Origin of the sequence: Ralstonia sp. R-29, assembly GCF_049913345.1 — a bacterium.
Classification (GTDB): Bacteria; Pseudomonadota; Gammaproteobacteria; order Burkholderiales; family Burkholderiaceae; genus Ralstonia.
The window spans coordinates 3580039-3595924 of the sequence record NZ_CP184377.1 but is presented as its reverse complement, the minus strand read 5'-3'; the positions used below and the strand labels follow the sequence as shown (position 1 = coordinate 3595924).

The following is a 15886-nucleotide window of genomic DNA, read 5'->3' as shown; positions in this document are numbered from 1 at the left end:
CTGTCTTGGTGTTTCCCGCCCCCCGTCGGGTGCTGGAAAAAACGACGGCCGGATTCTCGCGTCCGGCCTGTCGTGAGGGGGTACAGCCTACAAGGCTTTAGCCGAGTCCGGCCATGTTGATGTACTTGATCTCCAGGTATTCGTCGATGCCGTACTTGGAACCTTCGCGGCCCAGGCCCGATTGCTTGACGCCACCAAATGGCGCTTCCGCCGTCGAGATCAGCCCCGTGTTGACGCCGACCATGCCGGACTCCAGCGCCTCCGACACGCGCCACGCGCGGCCCAGGTCACGGGTGTAGAAGTACGCGGCCAGGCCGAACTCGGTATCGTTGGCGGCGGCGACGGCTTCGTCTTCCGTATCGAACGGGATGAGTGCCGCCAGCGGGCCGAAGGTTTCTTCGTGCGTGAGCAGCATGCCCGGCTTGGCATCGACCACGACCGTCGGCTCGAAGAAGGCGCCCCCTTGCGCAGATAGCGCGTGCGGCTTGCCGCCCACCAGCACGCGCGCGCCCTGGGAGACAGCATCGTCCAGGTGCTGCTGCACTTTTTCCATCGCACGCAGGTGAATCAGCGGGCCCTGCTGTACGCCGGGCTCGGTACCGTTGCCCACGCGCAGCGCGCGCACCGCATCGGCCAGCTTGCCGGCAAACGCATCGTAGATGCCGCGCTGTACGTAGAAGCGGTTGGCGCAGACACAGGTCTGGCCGGCATTGCGGTACTTGGCGATCATCGCGCCTTCCACGGCGGCATCGACATCCGCATCGTCGAACACGATGAAGGGCGCGTTGCCGCCGAGTTCGAGCGAAAGCTTCTTGATGTCGTCAGCGCACTGGCGCATCAGCAGACGGCCAACAGCGGTCGACCCCGTGAAGCTGAGCTTGCGCACGATCGGGTTGGAGGTCAGCTCGCCGCCAATGGGTTGCGAATCTCCGGTGATGACGGAGAGCAGCCCCGCCGGCACGCCAGCGCGCGCGGCCAGTTCGGCGAACGCCAGCGCGGAATAGGGCGTCTCAAGCGCCGGCTTGACGACCATCGAGCAGCCGGCAGCCAGCGCCGGGCCAACCTTGCGCGTCATCATCGCGATCGGGAAATTCCACGGCGTGATGGCGGCGGTCACCCCAATCGGCTCCTTCTGCACGACGATGCGGCGATCGCCCTGCGGCGACGGGATCGTGTCGCCGTAGATGCGGCGTGCCTCTTCGGCAAACCATTCGATGAACGACGCAGCGTAGGCGATTTCGCCCGCCGCTTCGGGCAGCGGCTTGCCTTGTTCGGCCGTGAGGATGGCGGCAAGGTCTTGCTGGTGATCCATCATCAGATCGGCCAGCTTGCGCAGGATCTTGGCGCGATCACGTGCCGGCACCTTACGCCACGCACGCTGTGCAACCTGTGCGGCGTCAATGGCGCGGCGCGTTTCAGCGGCGCCCATGCCGGGCACGGTGCCGATCTTGCGGCCCGTGGCGGGGTCAGTGACATCGCGTGTGGCGCCGTCATCGGCATCGGCCCATGTGCCAGCGAGGAAGGCCTGCGTGCGCCACAAGCCGGGGTCTTTCAATGCAATCGGTGCGCTCGGCAAATCGGTGCGGGTCATGGTGTCAGCCCTCCAGTGCGCGTTGCAGGATGGCAAGGCCCTCTTCGAAGATCGCGTCTTCAATCGTGAGCGGGAACAGGAAGCGGATCACGTTGCCGTACACGCCGCACGACAGCAGGAGCAGGCCGGCTTCGAGCGCGCGCTGCTGCACGAGCTTGGTGAAGTCGGCGTCGGGCTTGCCGTCCGGCGTATTGAACTCCACAGCAACCATCGCGCCCACGCCGCGCACTTCGGCGATGCGCGGCTGCTTGGCCTTGGCCGCATTCAATGCATCGACGAGGCGTGCGCCCAGCGCAGCGGAACGCTCACACAGCTTCTCGTCGGCAATGATGTCGAGCACCGCATGCGCCGACGCCACGGCCAGCGGGTTGCCGGCGTAGGTGCCGCCCAGGCCGCCCGGCGCCGGTGCATCCATGATTTCCGCGCGGCCGGTGACGGCGGACAGCGGCAAGCCGCCGGCCAGGCCCTTGGCCATCGTCATCAGATCAGGCAGCACGCCGGTGTGCTCCATGGCGAACAGCTTGCCGGTGCGGGCGAAGCCGGTCTGCACTTCGTCGGCGATCATGACGATGCCGTGCTCATCGCACAGCGCACGCACGGCGCGCACGAAATCAGCGGGCATCTGGTAGAAGCCGCCTTCGCCCTGCACCGGTTCGAAGATGATGGCTGCGACTTGGCGCGGGTCGATGTCAGCCTTGAACAGGCGTTGGATGGCATCCAGCGAATCCTGCGTGCTCACACCATGCAGCGCCACCGGCGCCGGCACGTGATAGATGCTGCCCGGGAACGGCCCGAAGCCCGTCTTGTACGGCACCACCTTGCCCGTGAGCGACATGCCCATGAACGTGCGGCCGTGGAACGCGCCCGTCAGCGCAATCACGCCCGGGCGGCCCGTGTGCGCCCGCGCGATCTTGATGGCGTTCTCGACCGCCTCGGCGCCGGTGGTGAAGAACGCGGTCTTCTTGGCATGCGCACCCGGTGTGATCGCGTTCAGGCGCTCGGCCAAGTCCACCGCTGAACCGTACGGCACGATCTGGAAGGCGGTGTGCGTGAAGTGGTCGAGCTGCTCGCGCACAGCCTGCACCAGACGCGGATGACGGTGCCCCGTATTGACCACGGCAATACCGGCCGCGAAGTCGATGTAGCGACGGCCCTCCACGTCCCAGAACAAGGCGTTCTCGGCACGCTCGGCGTAGCGGTCGGTCATCACACCAACGCCGCGCGGCATCGCGGCCAGGCGGCGGGCGTTCCATTGGGCATTCTGTTGCTGCGCTTGCTGCGGATCTCGGGCGTTCATGGCGGTGGGGTGTGCTGGGTCAAAGAAATGTGCGATGCGAGGCAGTGTGGCAGTCATTGGCCCCGTACAATGAGACCCAATCGTGTTTTTCTAATGGAGCCACTTTGACTCCATTACCTGCCATGGCCGACCATTCCCCCGCCCACCGCGCCAGCATGCTGGTGGACTACCTGCAGCGCCGGTTTGACCGCTTTGACGGTTCCGGCCCAGGCAACGAGCCCGACCACCGCCGCCTGTACCGCGTGCTGCAAGAGGGCATCCTGCGCGATGAACTGCAGCCCGGCACGCGCCTGCCGTCTTCCCGGCAACTGGCAAGTGAACTGGGCATCGCCCGCAACACGGTCATCCACGTGTACGAACAGTTGGGCGTGGAGGGCTACGTCTCCGCAGGCGTGGGCAGCGGCACCTTCGTCGCCGATACCGCACCGGACCGGCTCGACACAGCGCCACCGCCAAGCGCACCCGTTGCTGCGCCGATCACCGAAGCCGCCGTGCCCTCCGCGCCGATGCTCTCCACGCGCGGCCGTGCGCTGGTGCGTGATGCCGGGGCGAGTTCACGCCAGTGGGGCGCCTTCATGCCGGGCGTGCCCGAGGTGCGGATGTTTCCCGCGCGGATCTGGTCACGGCTGCACAACCGGCTGCTGCGTAAGCCCTCGCCCGCACTGCTGACATATCCCGTGGGCGCGGGTTACCTGCCGCTGCGCACCGCGCTGGCCGACTACCTGCGCACCGCGCGCGGCGTGCGCTGCGAGCCGGAGCAGATCATCATCACGGCGGGCATTCACCCGTCGCTCCAGCTCATCGCGCAACTCCTGTGCGACGCGGGCGACAGCGCGTGGATCGAAGACCCCGGCTATTGGGGCGTGCGCAGCGTGCTCACCGCTGCGGGCGTACGCACCGTACCGCTACCAGTGGACGACGAAGGCATGCGCTTCGACGTGCCCACCACACGCGGCCGCCAGCGCAGCAAACCACCGAAGCTGATGGTGGTCTCGCCGTCGCACCAATACCCACTGGGTTCGGTGATGAGCCTCGCACGGCGCCGGGCGCTCCTGGCCACCGCACACGCCACCGACGCCTGGATCGTCGAAGACGACTACGACAGCGAGTTCCGCTACGGCAGCCGCCCGTTGCCTTCGCTGCAAGGCCTGGACGAAGGCGGCCGCGTGCTCTACATGGGCACGTTCTCCAAGGTGCTGTTCCCGAGCCTGCGGATCGGCTACCTGGTGGTGCCACCCGCGCTGGCCGATGCGTTTGCGACCGGGCTGTCAGAGATGTTCCGCGGCGGGCAGATCCTCACGCAGGCAGTGCTGGCGGATTTCATTGCCGAGGGCCATTTCGTCTCGCACATCCGGCGCATGCGCGGCGTGTATGCGGAGCGGCGCGAAACGCTGCTCGCCTCCATCGCCAAGGAGTTCGGCGATGCGCTGCCCGTGCATGACGGCGCATCGGGCCTGCATCTCGTGCTGGGTCTGCCGGCCGGCACCAACGATGTGGCAGTGGTGGAGCAGGCGCTGGCCAACGACGTCGTCACGCGCCCGCTCTCGCGCTATTACCAGGACGATGCGCGCCGCCAGCCCGGCCTCTTGCTCGGCTATGGCCATGTGGAAACCGACACCATTGCCGCGCGCTTTCATACGCTGGCGGAAGCCATCCGCACGCAGTGCCGCCCCGACACCGGCGCGGCACCTTTATGATGTGCAACCGCTGAGACAGCACCCGCAAGCCCCCGCATGACCACACCGCGCATCCTCGTCATTGAAGACGAATCCGCCATCGCAGACACCCTGCTCTACGCGCTGTCGACCGACGGCATGACGGCCGAGCATTGCGCCCTCGGCGGAGACGGCCTCGCCCGCCTGCGCGCGGCGGCGTTCGATCTGGTGATCCTCGATGTGGGGCTGCCCGACATCAACGGCTTCGAAGTCTGCCGAAACCTGCGCACGTTCAGCGATGTGCCGGTCATCTTCCTCACCGCGCGGCACGAAGAAATCGATCGCATCGTCGGCCTGGAGATCGGTGCGGACGACTACGTCATCAAGCCGTTCTCGCCGCGCGAGTTGGCCGCCCGCGTGCGGGTGATCCTGCGCCGCGCCGGCGCGCGTAGCTCGGCACCCGCAGCAGCGCCGTCGCCCACCTCGGTCACCCCGGCCACCTTCACGCACGATGCGGAAGGCGCTCGCCTCGCGTACCTCGGCCAGTGGCTCGATCTCACGCGCTACGAATACCAGTTGCTCGCGCTGCTGCTGCGGCATCCGGGGCGCATCTACTCGCGCGCGCAGCTGATGGAGCTGGTCTGGCACGACGCGGCCGACACCATCGACCGCACCGTCGACACGCACATCAAGACCGTGCGCGCCAAGCTGCGCGCCATCGATGCGCAAGCCGACCCCATCCGCACGCATCGCGGCATGGGCTACTCGCTCGAGACCTGAGCCCCGCGCCATGCACATCGGTCTGCGCATCTTCTTCGGCTTCTTTTTGATCGTCGGCCTGGCCGCCTTCCTGACGCTGCGCGTGTTCGTGCAGGAGGTCAAACCCGGCGTGCGGCAAGCCATGGAAGACACGCTGGTCGATACCGCCAACGTGCTGGCCGTGCTCGCCACCGAGGACATGAAGCAAGGCCATATCGCCAATGGTGCATTCGCGCGCCGGCTCGCCAAGCTGCGTGATGCGTCCACCCAGGCCCCCACCGAGGCCAACATCTGGGGCCTCACCAAGCGCGACCTCGGCTACCGCGTCTACATCACCGACGCCAAAGGGATCGTGCGTTTCGACACGGCCGGCACCGCGGTGGGCAGCGACTACTCGAAGTGGAACGATGTGTACCTGACGCTGCAAGGCAAGTACGGCGCCCGCAGCACACGGGCTATCGAGGGCGATGACAGCAGCACCGTCATGCACGTGGCGGCGCCCATCCGCGATGGCGACCGCATTATCGGCGCCCTGACCGTCGCCAAGCCCAACCTGGCGATGGCGCCTTTCATCGAGCGCAGCCAGCGCAAGATTCTGCTGCATGGCTTGCTGCTGATGGGCGTGGCGTTTGCCATCGGCATCGGCTGCACGCTGTGGCTGGTGCATGGTCTGCGCAAGCTGCAGCGCTACGCGCGCGCGGTCGCGACCGGCGAGCGTGCCGAAATGCCGCTGCAAGGCGGGAGCGAACTCGCCGAACTGGGCCGCGCCGTGGAAACCATGCGGCTGCGGCTGGAAGACAAGCAGTATGTCGAGCACTACATCCACACGCTCACGCACGAGATGAAGAGCCCGCTGGCCGCCATCGGTGGCGCTGCCGAGCTGCTGCAGGAAGACATGCCAGCCGCCGACCGCGATCGCTTCGTCACCAACATTCAACGCCAGACGCAGCGGCTCGAACAGATGATCGGCAAGCTGCTCGCGCTGGCCAGCGTGGAGCAACGCCAGCGCCTCGAAACACGCGAGCCTGTTGCGCTGGTTCCGCTGCTGAGCCAGTTGCTGCGCGAGCTGGAACCGCGCGCGCGGCAACGCGAGCTGACGTTCTCGCTTCGCCCTGAGGATGATGCCTCGTCTGTGCAAGGCGATCCGTTCCTGCTGCGACAGGCCTGTGCCAACCTGATCGAGAACGCGCTCGACTTCGCCCCGGCGGGCAGCACGATCGATGTGACGGTGACGCAAGCCGGTGACGCAGAAACGCGGGCGCTCGTCGTGGAAGTCGCCGATCGCGGCCCGGGCATTCCCGACTACGCGATGCCGCGCCTGTTCGAGCGCTTCTACTCGCTACCGCGCCCCGAGGGCCGCGACAAGAGCACGGGGCTCGGCCTGTGCTTCGTGCGCGAAGTGGCGATGCTGCACCACGGCGCCATCGTGCTCGCCAACCGCAGCGACGGCGGCACGCTCGCCACGCTGACGCTGCCGACCACCGGCTGACGCCCCACTTCACACCGGCTTCACACAGGCGCGATGCCGGCACACATTCGGCACACGGTCGCTTCGTCGTCCACACACATCGGGCACCTACGCTGGCGGCATCGACACTCTCGTGCCCGCCGCTATGAACCGAGCCTTGCTGTACAAGTCCCTGATCACCGGATTCCTGATCCTGCTGATCCTGATCCCGCTGCAGATGGTCAGCGGGCTGGTGCATGAACGCGCCAACTACCGCGATGAAGCCGAGCAGAGCATCTGGAGGAGCTATGCCGGCCCGCAAACCCTCACGGGGCCGGTGATCGTGCTGCCGTACAAAGAGGTCACCACGCAGAAGGTCTCTGAGGGAGCCGACACAGCGGCGGAAGCCAGCGCCAAGAGCGCGGGGGCCGGTGGTTCGGCACGCAGCACCACCCAGTGGACCACCACCGACAACAAGCTGCTGATCTTTCCGCAAACGCTGCACGTCAACGCCGAGGTCACGCCCAGCGAGCGCTATCGCGGCATTCACAAGACGCTCGTCTACGAAATGCAGAGCCACTGGACGGGCACCATCACGTTGCCCTCGCCCAACGGCCTGACGAAATCCGCAGGCCACGTGCGCTTCGAGATCGGCAAACCCTACGTTGTGCTGGGCATTGCCGATACACGCGGGATCCTCACGCCTCCGGTGCTGGATCTCGATGGCAAGCGGCTCGCGCTAGAACAGGGTTCGCAGCTGGACAGGCTGCCCCAGGGGTTGCACGCCGCAATCGACCTGTCGCCCGCCGATGAGCGCACCGTGCCTTTCTCGCTCACGCTGCCGCTGCTGGGTGCGCAGTCGCTCGCCTTCGCACCCATCGGCGATGAAAACGATATTTCGATCCACTCGCCATGGCCGCACCCGAGCTTCGACGGCAGCTTCCTGCCGCACACCCGTACCGTGGAGGCCAGTGGCTTTCGCGCCAACTGGAAGGTCACGGCCTTCAACACAAAGGCCCCGTCCCAACTGGCCGGCAGTGCACCGATGGACACCGGCGTGATGGACACGGTTTCCGTCAAGCTGATCGATCCGGTCAACGTCTACCTGCAGACCGATCGCGCGGTGAAGTACGGCCTGCTGTTCGTGCTGCTGACCTTTGCTGGTTTCTTTGTGTTCGAACTGATCAAGCAGTTGCGCATCCATCCGATCCAGTACCTGCTGGTCGGCCTGGCGCTGGCGCTGTTCTTCCTGTTGCTGTTGAGTTTGTCCGAGCGCATCGCGTTCTGGCAGGCGTACCTGGGTGCCAGCGTCGCGTGCATTGGGTTGCAGGGCTTTTATCTGTCTGCCGTGCTGCATAGCTGGCGACGCGGGCTCACGTTCGCAGCGCTGCTCTCTGCGCTGTACGGTGCCCTCTATGGCCTGCTGCTCTCGGAAGACAACGCGTTGATGCTGGGCTCAGCCCTGCTGTTCGTGATCCTGGCCGCCATCATGGTGCTGACACGCCGTATCGATTGGTATGCGGCGAGCGCCGACTTGCTGCCCAGAGCCAAAACCGCAGCCTCAGCAGAACCGGCGGCGCCAACACCGCAAGCCTAACGCCGCATCGACATCGACAAAACGAGAGAGCCGCATCATGCCCACTTACCTCCATTGCGCACCACCGCTGGCGCTGGCTGTCACGCTGGGCCACCGCCGGGTGCCGGCGAGCCTGCTGTTGACCGGCGTGGTCGCCAGCGTGCTGCCCGATGTGGACATGCTCAACGTCTGGTACGGCGGCGCACGCTACGGCGCCTTGCTGGGCCACCGTGGGCTGACCCACTCGATCGGATTCGCGCTTGGGCTCGGCGTGCTGGCGGCGCTTGCCGCCCGCCGCTGCGGCTGGCGCGCTGGCATCGCGTTCCTGTTCGTGGCAGCCAGTACCGTGTCGCACCCGCTGCTGGATCTGTTGACCGATCATGGTATCGGCACGGCGCTGGTCTGGCCGTTGTCGGAACATCGGATAACGCTGCCATGGCGGCCACTGCCGCTGACGCACGCGGGCCTATTCGGTACAACGCGGTTCTGGTTGGAATGTCAGTGGATCGGCTTACCGCTCGCGTCAATGGCTGCGGGCGGCATGTTGATACGCCGTTGGGTCGATGCCGTGCGCACGCCATCAAACAGCCGGATTGCATCAAAGTCATCCTCCAACCGGCAACCCGATGCTAGATTCACGCGACCATTTCATTCTGTTCAACGTCGCCGATCCCCATGAAATCCTTCCTTTCTGCTGTGCACGGCCGACGCGGCGCGCTACGCCACCTGACCAAGCTCGGCGGCCTATTGCTCACGATGGCGTTGCCCTGGCTGCCGACCGCATATGCGGGTGAGGCCAGCGCGGCAGTGCCGTTGCGCATCGCCGTCGATCCGGGCCACACGCCCGCACAGGGTGGCGCCCTCGGTATTCGCGGGTTGCGCGAGGTGCGCTACAACGATGCGTTTGCCGCCAGACTTTGCGCGGCGTTGGAGGCCGCCGGCTACCCAACGCTGCTGACGCGCGCGCCCGATCAGGAGATGACCCTGGATGCGCGCGCGGCGCGGGCCAACGCCTGGCACGCCGATCTGTTTCTTGCCATCCACCACGATTCGGCGCAGCCGCAGTATCTGGAGAAAATCCAGGCCGGCGCGCTGGAGGCCTATCGCACGCGGCAACCCATCGCCGGCTACTCGCTGTTCGTTTCCAGGCGCAATGCCCAGTTCTCGCGCAGCTACGCCTTCGCGGAACGCCTGGGCGATGCCCTGCACCCGCTTGGCCGAGCCCCGGCGCAGCATCACGCTGAGCCGATCCCGGGTGAGAACCGGGAATGGCTCGACCGCCAACGCGGCATCTACCGCTTTGATGACTTGGTGGTGCTGCGAAAAACAGAGATGCCAGCAGTCCTGCTAGAGGTGGGGGTGATCGTCGATGCCGGCGATGAAGCCTATGTCAGCGACGAAGGTCACCAGCAGCGCATGGTGGAAGCCATCGTCAAGGCGGTGCGGGCCTATGCCGCAGACGGCATCGCAAAGAAATGACGCTGACGATCCAGCCCGGGGTTCAGCGCTCACCCCGGCTGGATGACCTCACATTGCGGCGAGCAACACCCGCAACTGCGCCTCCACACCCTCCATCGGCGACTTGCGGAAGCCGCTCTTGGCATACCGATGCCAGCGCCCCAGCACCGCGCACACGATCAGGTTGGCGCGCGAAGCAATGTCTGCATCCGCCGGCCACGCGCCCTGCGTGACGGCCACGCGCAAGCTCTGTTTGAACGACGCCTCGATGCGGTCCAGGCACTGCGCCATGCGCTCGGGCAGGCGCTCGTCTTCGCCGACGAGCGCGTCGCCCACCAGCACGCGCGTCATGCCGGGGTTCTTGTCGGCGAACGACAGCAGCATGTGCGCGATGGCGTGCGCCTGGCGCAGGCCGTGTTCTTCGCGCAGGGTGATCTGATTGATGAGGCCGAAGACGGTCTGCTCGATGAACTCGATCAGCCCTTCGTACATCTGTGCCTTGCTGGCGAAATGCCGGTAGAGCGCCGCCTCCGATACATCCAGCCTAGCAGCAAGTCCTGCTGTGGTGATCTTTTCGGCACGCGGATGTTCCAGCATGCCCGCCAGCGTTTGCAGAATCTGCACGCGGCGCTCGCCCGGGCGCGGGCGCTTGCGGACGGGTGGCGGTGCTTCCATGACGGCTTCCGTGGCCAGTTCAGCCGTGGAAAACCCGGTTTGCGCGTTGCTCATGACTTCCTGGCCCCTCTCCCGTTGCAAACGCGGAGTGATTCTTGCCTAGCCGCGTCGAACAAGCCTTCGTTTTAGTTGAAGCACCGATTTTACTTTCACGCTCACATAGCCGGGCCGGTTGGCGAACAAAATCGGTGTAGCGGCCGGCCGATGTGGTGAATTTGCACGCGCGCCCATTGCGGTCGCTTGCATGGGGTGCAGGGCATCGGCCGCAGACGTCGGCTGCGCGCCGGGCGCGGCTGTCGTTGCGACCTTCCGCAGGTACCCCGTCACCCAGACGGTGCGGATCCCCAGCCGCCGATAGCGTTTGAGGTGAGAAAGCGTGTCTTCAACGAGGATCGCGCGCGAAGGCGCAATGCGCTCACGTGCCAGCAGCCGGCGCAGCATCAGCGGATCGGGCTTGGGGCGCAGGCGCCGGTGCACCCACATGTGCTCGACGGCAATTTCGCGCATAAACGCGCGTTTCAGGCCGATCAGCCGCAACACTTCACGCGCATAGGCGACGGGCGCGTTGGTCAGCAGGATCTTGCGCCCCGGCAGGGCACGCAGCAGTTGGGCGAGGCCGCGTTCGGCACGCACCATGGCCCGCAGATCGTCAAAGGTATGTGCGTGGGCAAGGAAGTCCGCCGGGTCCACGCCATGGTGGCGCACCAGGCCGAGCAGGGTGGCGCCATAGCGGCGCCAATAGTCCACGCGGACCTGACTGGCCGTGGCTTCATCGGTGCCAAGCACGCGCGCCATGTAGGCCGTCATCAGCCGATTGATCTGCGGAAAGATCGCGTGCGAGGCGTGGTGGAGGGTGTTGTCGAGGTCGAACAGCCAGACCGGCTGCCGGGCGGGCGCATCAGACGATTCGCCCGCCGGCACCTCGCGCGGCCAAGTGCGCGCAGCATGGCGCACCCGGGCCGCTCGGGTATGTCGCATCAGTGCGACCGGATCATCGTGCCGAACGCCTGTTCGGTCAGGATTTCCAGCAGCAGCGAGTGCTCGATGCGGCCATCGACGATGTGCACCGAGTTCACGCCGCTCTTGGCCGCATCCAGCGCGGACGAAATCTTCGGCAGCATGCCGCCCGAGATCGTGCCGTCGGCAAACAGCTCGTCGATCTCGCGCGCCGACAGGTCGGTCAGCAGGTTGCCCTGCTTATCCATCACGCCCGGGATGTTGGTCATCATGACCAGCTTCTCGGCCTTCAGAATCTCGGCCATCTTGCCGGCCACGACGTCGGCGTTGATGTTGTAGGCCTGGCCTTCGTCAGAGAAGCCAATGGGCGAGATGACCGGAATGAACGCGTCATCCTGCAGCGCCTTGACCACGGCCGGGTTGATCGTCTCAATGTCGCCCACGAAGCCGATGTCGATGAATTCGCCCGGTTTTTCGCGGTCCGGCATCTTCAGCTTCTTGGCGCGGATCAGGCCGCCGTCCTTGCCGGTCAGGCCGACTGCCTGGCCGCCGTACTGGTTGATCAGCATGACGATGTCCTGCTGGACTTCGCCGCCGAGCACCCACTCGACCACTTCCATGGTCTCTTCATCCGTCACGCGCATGCCCTGGATGAAGGTGCCTTGCTTGCCGACCTTCTTCAGGGCTTCGTCGATCTGCGGACCGCCGCCGTGCACCACCACCGGGTTCATGCCGACCAGCTTGAGCAGGATCACGTCACGCGCGAACCCATGCTTGAGCTTCTCTTCCGTCATGGCGTTGCCGCCGTATTTGACGACGATGGTCTTGCCGTGGAACTTGCGAATGTAGGGCAGAGCCTGCGCGAGAATTTCAGCCTTCAGCTCCGGGGCGATATGCGCGAGGTCGGGGGCGAGGCCAGCAGGGTCGGGGGCAGCAGAAGCGGTCATGACGGTGACATCCGGTTGGGCAGGTATGATGGAACGCCGAATGTCGCCTGCAACACAAAAACGAAGCAGCCCATTTTCGGCAGGCGCGATTTTACAAGAAAAGCCCGCCCGGTCCTGGCCGCAGCTTGCGTGCCCGGCAAACCGTTGCAAGCGAAGAACACCCTGGGGAAACATGGCCATTGCACCCGAGCAACTCGACGCCCTGCGTCCGCATCTGCTGCGCTTTGCGCAATTGCAATTGCGCGACACCGCGCTGGCCGAAGACACCGTCGCCGACACGATCCTGGCGGTGCTGGAACACCCCGAGCGCTTTGCCGGCAACGCGTCGCTCAAGACCTACGTGATCGGCATTCTCAAGCACAAGATCATCGATGCGATCCGCTCCGGGCGCCGCGAAGTGCGTGTCTCGCTACTCGCCGGTGGTGAATCCGATGACGCCGATCAACGCTCGGACGAAGCGGTCTTCGACAGTCTGTTCGCCGCCGATGGCCATTACGCCAGCCCGCCTTCCGACTGGGGCAACCCCGATGCTGCGCTGTCGCGGCGCGAGTTCTTTGACGTACTGCAGATGTGCGTCGACCGTCTGCCGCCGCGCGTGGGCCGCGTGTTCATGATGCGCGAGTGGCTGGAGCTGGAGACCGACGAAATCTGTAAGGAATTGGAGATCACCGCGACCAATGCCTGGGCACTGCTTTATCGCGCCCGCATGCGCCTGCGCGAGTGCCTCGATCTGCACTGGTTCGGCAATCAGCCGGCCAGCGCCTGAACCGCAGACGCCACAGTCGCATTACCGAGACCAAGATGCCGAACCGCTGGGGATTGCCCACCTGCCGAGAAGCCCACCGCATGCTGGTGGCCAAGATGGACCGCGAACTGCCGGCGGGAGAACGCCTGCGCCTGCGTCTGCACCTGTTTGCGTGCGATGCGTGCACCCGGTTCTCTCATCAGATGGGCGTGTTGCGCCAAGCCATGCACAAGCTCGGCCAAGACGATGACGGAGGCGGCCACCCGTGAGCGGGTCAGCGCCGAATACGGTCTGTGCGGTTTGCGGCGCCAAGTTGCACTGTGGCGCCATCGGCGATGGCAAGCAGCCGGACGCGACGTGCTGGTGCATGGAAGAACCGCAGCTACCCGCCGGCGCGCTGCGCCCGGGACAGGGTTGCCTCTGCCCGCGTTGCCTGCGCGAGGTAATTGCGCAGACACGCGACGCCGAATCTGACTGACTAGCCTAACTAGTCTTTGTCTTCGCCCAGCGTACGCAGTGCGCGACGGACATCGGCCCGCCCGCGCTGGCGTTCAACATGACCGCCCTCAGTGTGGGCACCGGCCTTACGGCCCCGGGCCAGCGGCACGAGGAAATTGCGCGGGCGCGCGCTGCTTGTTCCCGTTCGAGCCTTCGTTGAAGGCTCAATGCGGAAGGTGAGTTTCTGGCGGGTGCCGAGCGTTTTGTTAGCCATGGAATCGTTCCTTACGTGGCTCGCAGCAACACCCGCCGCAGCCATCAATGTTTGTGTTCGCCGCCGCTTTGGTCATGATCGTGCTTCATGGCGGGCATGTTGCCGGCGGTCAGGTCGCGCACCTTGGCGTCCACCTTCTGCTCGACGACGCGCTTGTCGGCGAGTTCCACCTTGAGCGTGAGCGGCACGGTGGTGTCTTTGGCCAGCGGTTGCTTCAGGTCCATCAGCATCACGTGATAGCCGCCCGGCTTCAGTTGCACGGTCTGCCCCTTGGGCAGGTCGAGCGACTGGACGGCGCGCATGCGCATCACGTTGCCTTCCATCTTCATCTCGTGGATCTCGGCCGTACCGGCCACCGGCGTCGACACGCCCACCACCTTGGCACCGTCGGCGGCCTGCAGGGTCATGAACGCGCCACTGGACGTCTGGCCCGGCACCGTACCGCGCACCCACACGTCTTGCACCGTCACCTGCGCAAACGCGGCGGCGCTGGCGAGCAGGCCAGCACCCAGCAACGCCAGACGGACAGAAGTACGGATCGATCGGGACTGCGTCATGAGAGGGCTCCTATCGAGGACTATCGGGGACAAACGTGCTGCGCATTAAAGCACAGGGGGCTTTTGAAGGGTCGTTGGGTGCACAATTGTGCGGCTGATTGACGCATCGTGCCGGCCAGAACCACGCGGTGCGCACGTTTACACTTGTCCGCCATGCTTTCCACCCTGTCTCTTGCCGCTCCGTTGCTGGACGCATCCAGTCTACGCCGCCTGTTCTGGCTGCGATGGAGCCTGCTGGCTACGCAACTCGTGCTGATGTTGCTGGCGCCGATGGTGTTTGGCGTGCAATTGCCCGTGGTGCCGCTGCTGAGCGTGATGGGCATGCACGCCCTGTTCAACGTGGCCACCGGCCTGCGCATGCGCAGCCAACGGCCGGTGCGCCATATCGAGATCACCATCCAACTGCTGGTGGACTTGAGCGCGCTGTCCGCCCTGCTGTATTTCACGGGCGGCGCGACCAACCCGTTCGTCTCGTTCTACCTGCCCGCCCTGGCGATTGCCGCGGCCATGCTGCCGATCGTGCACGTGATTGGCCTGACGCTGTATGCGCTAGCCGCCTACAGCATGATGCTCGGCAACTACATCCCGCTGAAATTGCTGAACCAGGCGGATGCGGTGCCCTATCACTTGGCCGGGATGTGGATCGACTTTGTGGCCAGCAGTGCGATGATCGCCGGCTTTACCGCACGCTTGTCGGCGGCGCTGCGCGAGCGCGATGCCCAACTGACCGAAGCGCGTGAACGCCTGCTGCGCGACCAGCGCATTGAGGCGCTGATGTCGCAAGGCGCCAGCGTGGCGCACGAGATGGGCACGCCGTTGTCGACGGTGGCCGTCATTACCGGCGAGCTGCAGCACGATGCACGGCAACCGTCGTCCCCGCTGGCACCGTACCGCGACGATTTGCGCGCCATCGAGCAGCAACTGGAACTGTGCCGCGCCGCACTCGCCCGCCTGCAGCGCAAGCCCAATGACGGCGCATCCGAGCCGCTGGGCCAATGGTTGCCCGAGTTCACGCAGACCTGGCAATTGCGCCATCCGGACATCCGCCTGCACACCGAGATGTCACCGGCCGCGCAGGCCGTGGAATTGGACGCCGTGAACGTCGGCCAGATCCTGACCATCCTGCTGGATAACGCCGCCCGCAGCCAGCAACACGCGGGGCGCGATCTGGTGCCGCTGCTGCTGAGCGCCAAGATCGACGCGACGCAGGACGTTTTGCGCGATACGCCCCCGCAGATCGTGCTGTCCGTGGTCGACACAGGCCTTGGGTTGCCGGAGGACTTGCGCGCGTCGCTGGGCCGCACGCCCGTGCCCAGCCGGCATGGTGGTCACGGCATCGGCGTGTACCTTGCCGCCACCACGGCGCGCCGCCTGGGCGGCACCGTGGTGCTGCGCCCGAACCCGCCACAGGGCGCCATTGCCGAACTCCGGCTGCCGCTTGGCGGTCCCAAAGAACATGCGGCGCCGCCCATCATCGGCGCCCCCACCCTTTTCACATAAGCGACCGCGT

The 15886-nt window shown here is 65.7% G+C and carries 17 protein-coding genes; 10 read left to right on the top strand and 7 right to left on the bottom strand.

Annotated elements, in window-relative coordinates; genetic code table 11:
* Window positions 1–97 precede the first annotated feature (97 nt).
* A complete protein-coding gene (locus ACN9M1_RS16940; RefSeq protein ID WP_426396211.1) occupies window positions 98–1591 on the bottom strand; it encodes an NAD-dependent succinate-semialdehyde dehydrogenase in 1494 nt (497 codons plus the stop codon).
* Between the two features lie 4 nt (window positions 1592–1595).
* On the bottom strand, window positions 1596–2888 hold the full coding sequence (gene gabT / locus ACN9M1_RS16935) for a 4-aminobutyrate--2-oxoglutarate transaminase (protein WP_426396209.1): 1293 nt from the start codon (window positions 2886–2888) through the stop codon (window positions 1596–1598).
* Between the two features lie 155 nt (window positions 2889–3043).
* Between gabT and ACN9M1_RS16930 the strand changes: the two genes are divergently transcribed.
* From ACN9M1_RS16930 to ACN9M1_RS16905, 6 genes are all read left to right on the top strand, one after another.
* The gene (locus ACN9M1_RS16930) at window positions 3044–4585 is read left to right on the top strand and encodes a PLP-dependent aminotransferase family protein (protein ID WP_426398889.1); all 1542 of its coding nucleotides are present in this window, start codon (window positions 3044–3046) and stop codon (window positions 4583–4585) included.
* Between the two features lie 36 nt (window positions 4586–4621).
* Window positions 4622–5323: a two-component system response regulator CreB gene (creB, locus tag ACN9M1_RS16925; RefSeq protein ID WP_426396207.1), complete on the top strand. Its 702-nt coding sequence runs from the start codon at window positions 4622–4624 to the stop codon at window positions 5321–5323.
* Window positions 5324–5333: 10 nt separating this feature from the next.
* The gene (creC, locus tag ACN9M1_RS16920) at window positions 5334–6791 is read left to right on the top strand and encodes a two-component system sensor histidine kinase CreC (RefSeq protein ID WP_426396206.1); all 1458 of its coding nucleotides are present in this window, start codon (window positions 5334–5336) and stop codon (window positions 6789–6791) included.
* 124 nt (window positions 6792–6915) lie between these two features.
* On the top strand, window positions 6916–8346 hold the full coding sequence (creD, locus tag ACN9M1_RS16915; RefSeq protein WP_426396205.1) for a cell envelope integrity protein CreD: 1431 nt from the start codon (window positions 6916–6918) through the stop codon (window positions 8344–8346).
* Window positions 8347–8383: 37 nt separating this feature from the next.
* Window positions 8384–9004 carry a metal-dependent hydrolase gene (locus ACN9M1_RS16910; protein WP_426396203.1) on the top strand — a complete coding sequence of 207 codons (621 nt, stop codon included), beginning with the start codon at window positions 8384–8386 and terminating at the stop codon, window positions 9002–9004.
* Window positions 9001–9804: an N-acetylmuramoyl-L-alanine amidase family protein gene (locus ACN9M1_RS16905; RefSeq protein ID WP_426396201.1), complete on the top strand. Its 804-nt coding sequence runs from the start codon at window positions 9001–9003 to the stop codon at window positions 9802–9804. The genes ACN9M1_RS16910 and ACN9M1_RS16905 overlap by 4 nt, the downstream gene beginning before the upstream one ends.
* Window positions 9805–9852: 48 nt before the next feature.
* Here the strand turns inward: ACN9M1_RS16905 and slmA are convergent, their stop codons facing one another.
* The 3 genes from slmA to argB are packed head-to-tail and all read right to left on the bottom strand — an operon-like array spanning window position 9853 to window position 12362.
* Window positions 9853–10512 carry a nucleoid occlusion factor SlmA gene (slmA, locus tag ACN9M1_RS16900; RefSeq protein WP_426396199.1) on the bottom strand — a complete coding sequence of 220 codons (660 nt, stop codon included), beginning with the start codon at window positions 10510–10512 and terminating at the stop codon, window positions 9853–9855.
* 45 nt (window positions 10513–10557) lie between these two features.
* Window positions 10558–11436: a pyrimidine 5'-nucleotidase gene (locus ACN9M1_RS16895; protein ID WP_426396197.1), complete on the bottom strand. Its 879-nt coding sequence runs from the start codon at window positions 11434–11436 to the stop codon at window positions 10558–10560.
* Complete coding sequence (gene argB, locus ACN9M1_RS16890) at window positions 11436–12362, bottom strand: acetylglutamate kinase (RefSeq protein ID WP_426396195.1); 927 nt, start codon at window positions 12360–12362, stop codon at window positions 11436–11438. The genes ACN9M1_RS16895 and argB overlap by 1 nt, the downstream gene beginning before the upstream one ends.
* 172 nt (window positions 12363–12534) lie before the next feature.
* Between argB and ACN9M1_RS16885 the strand changes: the two genes are divergently transcribed.
* The 3 genes from ACN9M1_RS16885 to ACN9M1_RS16875 are packed head-to-tail and all read left to right on the top strand — an operon-like array spanning window position 12535 to window position 13585.
* A complete protein-coding gene (locus ACN9M1_RS16885) occupies window positions 12535–13128 on the top strand; it encodes a sigma-70 family RNA polymerase sigma factor (RefSeq protein ID WP_426396193.1) in 594 nt (197 codons plus the stop codon).
* Window positions 13129–13163: 35 nt separating this feature from the next.
* A complete protein-coding gene (locus ACN9M1_RS16880) occupies window positions 13164–13376 on the top strand; it encodes a zf-HC2 domain-containing protein (protein ID WP_426396191.1) in 213 nt (70 codons plus the stop codon).
* Window positions 13373–13585, top strand: coding sequence for a cysteine-rich CWC family protein (locus ACN9M1_RS16875; protein ID WP_426396189.1), 213 nt, complete (start codon window positions 13373–13375; stop codon window positions 13583–13585). Before ACN9M1_RS16880 ends, ACN9M1_RS16875 begins: the two co-directional genes overlap by 4 nt.
* A gap of 9 nt (window positions 13586–13594) precedes the next feature.
* On the opposite strand, the gene ACN9M1_RS16870 is transcribed toward ACN9M1_RS16875, so the two are convergent.
* On the bottom strand, window positions 13595–13819 hold the full coding sequence (locus ACN9M1_RS16870) for a hypothetical protein (protein ID WP_426396187.1): 225 nt from the start codon (window positions 13817–13819) through the stop codon (window positions 13595–13597).
* A 44-nt stretch (window positions 13820–13863) separates the two neighbouring features.
* A complete protein-coding gene (locus ACN9M1_RS16865; protein WP_426396185.1) occupies window positions 13864–14376 on the bottom strand; it encodes a copper chaperone PCu(A)C in 513 nt (170 codons plus the stop codon).
* A gap of 153 nt (window positions 14377–14529) precedes the next feature.
* Between ACN9M1_RS16865 and ACN9M1_RS16860 the strand changes: the two genes are divergently transcribed.
* Window positions 14530–15876, top strand: coding sequence for an ATP-binding protein (locus ACN9M1_RS16860; protein WP_426396183.1), 1347 nt, complete (start codon window positions 14530–14532; stop codon window positions 15874–15876).
* Window positions 15877–15886 lie beyond the last annotated feature (10 nt).

What these genes read in the sequence shown, in the direction of transcription:
- ACN9M1_RS16885 (WP_426396193.1), top strand. Translation starts at nt 12,535, where the DNA reads ATGGCCATTGCACCCGAGCAACTCGACGCCCTGCGTCCGCATCTGCTG.
- ACN9M1_RS16910 (WP_426396203.1), top strand. Translation starts at nt 8,384, where the DNA reads ATGCCCACTTACCTCCATTGCGCACCACCGCTGGCGCTGGCTGTCACG.
- ACN9M1_RS16880 (WP_426396191.1), top strand. Translation starts at nt 13,164, where the DNA reads ATGCCGAACCGCTGGGGATTGCCCACCTGCCGAGAAGCCCACCGCATG.
- ACN9M1_RS16870 (WP_426396187.1), bottom strand. Translation starts at nt 13,819, where the DNA reads ATGGCTAACAAAACGCTCGGCACCCGCCAGAAACTCACCTTCCGCATT.
- creD (WP_426396205.1), top strand. Translation starts at nt 6,916, where the DNA reads ATGAACCGAGCCTTGCTGTACAAGTCCCTGATCACCGGATTCCTGATC.
- ACN9M1_RS16865 (WP_426396185.1), bottom strand. Translation starts at nt 14,376, where the DNA reads ATGACGCAGTCCCGATCGATCCGTACTTCTGTCCGTCTGGCGTTGCTG.
- creC (WP_426396206.1), top strand. Translation starts at nt 5,334, where the DNA reads ATGCACATCGGTCTGCGCATCTTCTTCGGCTTCTTTTTGATCGTCGGC.
- ACN9M1_RS16940 (WP_426396211.1), bottom strand. Translation starts at nt 1,591, where the DNA reads ATGACCCGCACCGATTTGCCGAGCGCACCGATTGCATTGAAAGACCCC.
- ACN9M1_RS16895 (WP_426396197.1), bottom strand. Translation starts at nt 11,436, where the DNA reads ATGCGACATACCCGAGCGGCCCGGGTGCGCCATGCTGCGCGCACTTGG.
- ACN9M1_RS16905 (WP_426396201.1), top strand. Translation starts at nt 9,001, where the DNA reads ATGAAATCCTTCCTTTCTGCTGTGCACGGCCGACGCGGCGCGCTACGC.
- creB (WP_426396207.1), top strand. Translation starts at nt 4,622, where the DNA reads ATGACCACACCGCGCATCCTCGTCATTGAAGACGAATCCGCCATCGCA.
- ACN9M1_RS16930 (WP_426398889.1), top strand. Translation starts at nt 3,044, where the DNA reads ATGCTGGTGGACTACCTGCAGCGCCGGTTTGACCGCTTTGACGGTTCC.
- ACN9M1_RS16860 (WP_426396183.1), top strand. Translation starts at nt 14,530, where the DNA reads ATGCTTTCCACCCTGTCTCTTGCCGCTCCGTTGCTGGACGCATCCAGT.
- gabT (WP_426396209.1), bottom strand. Translation starts at nt 2,888, where the DNA reads ATGAACGCCCGAGATCCGCAGCAAGCGCAGCAACAGAATGCCCAATGG.
- slmA (WP_426396199.1), bottom strand. Translation starts at nt 10,512, where the DNA reads ATGAGCAACGCGCAAACCGGGTTTTCCACGGCTGAACTGGCCACGGAA.
- argB (WP_426396195.1), bottom strand. Translation starts at nt 12,362, where the DNA reads ATGACCGCTTCTGCTGCCCCCGACCCTGCTGGCCTCGCCCCCGACCTC.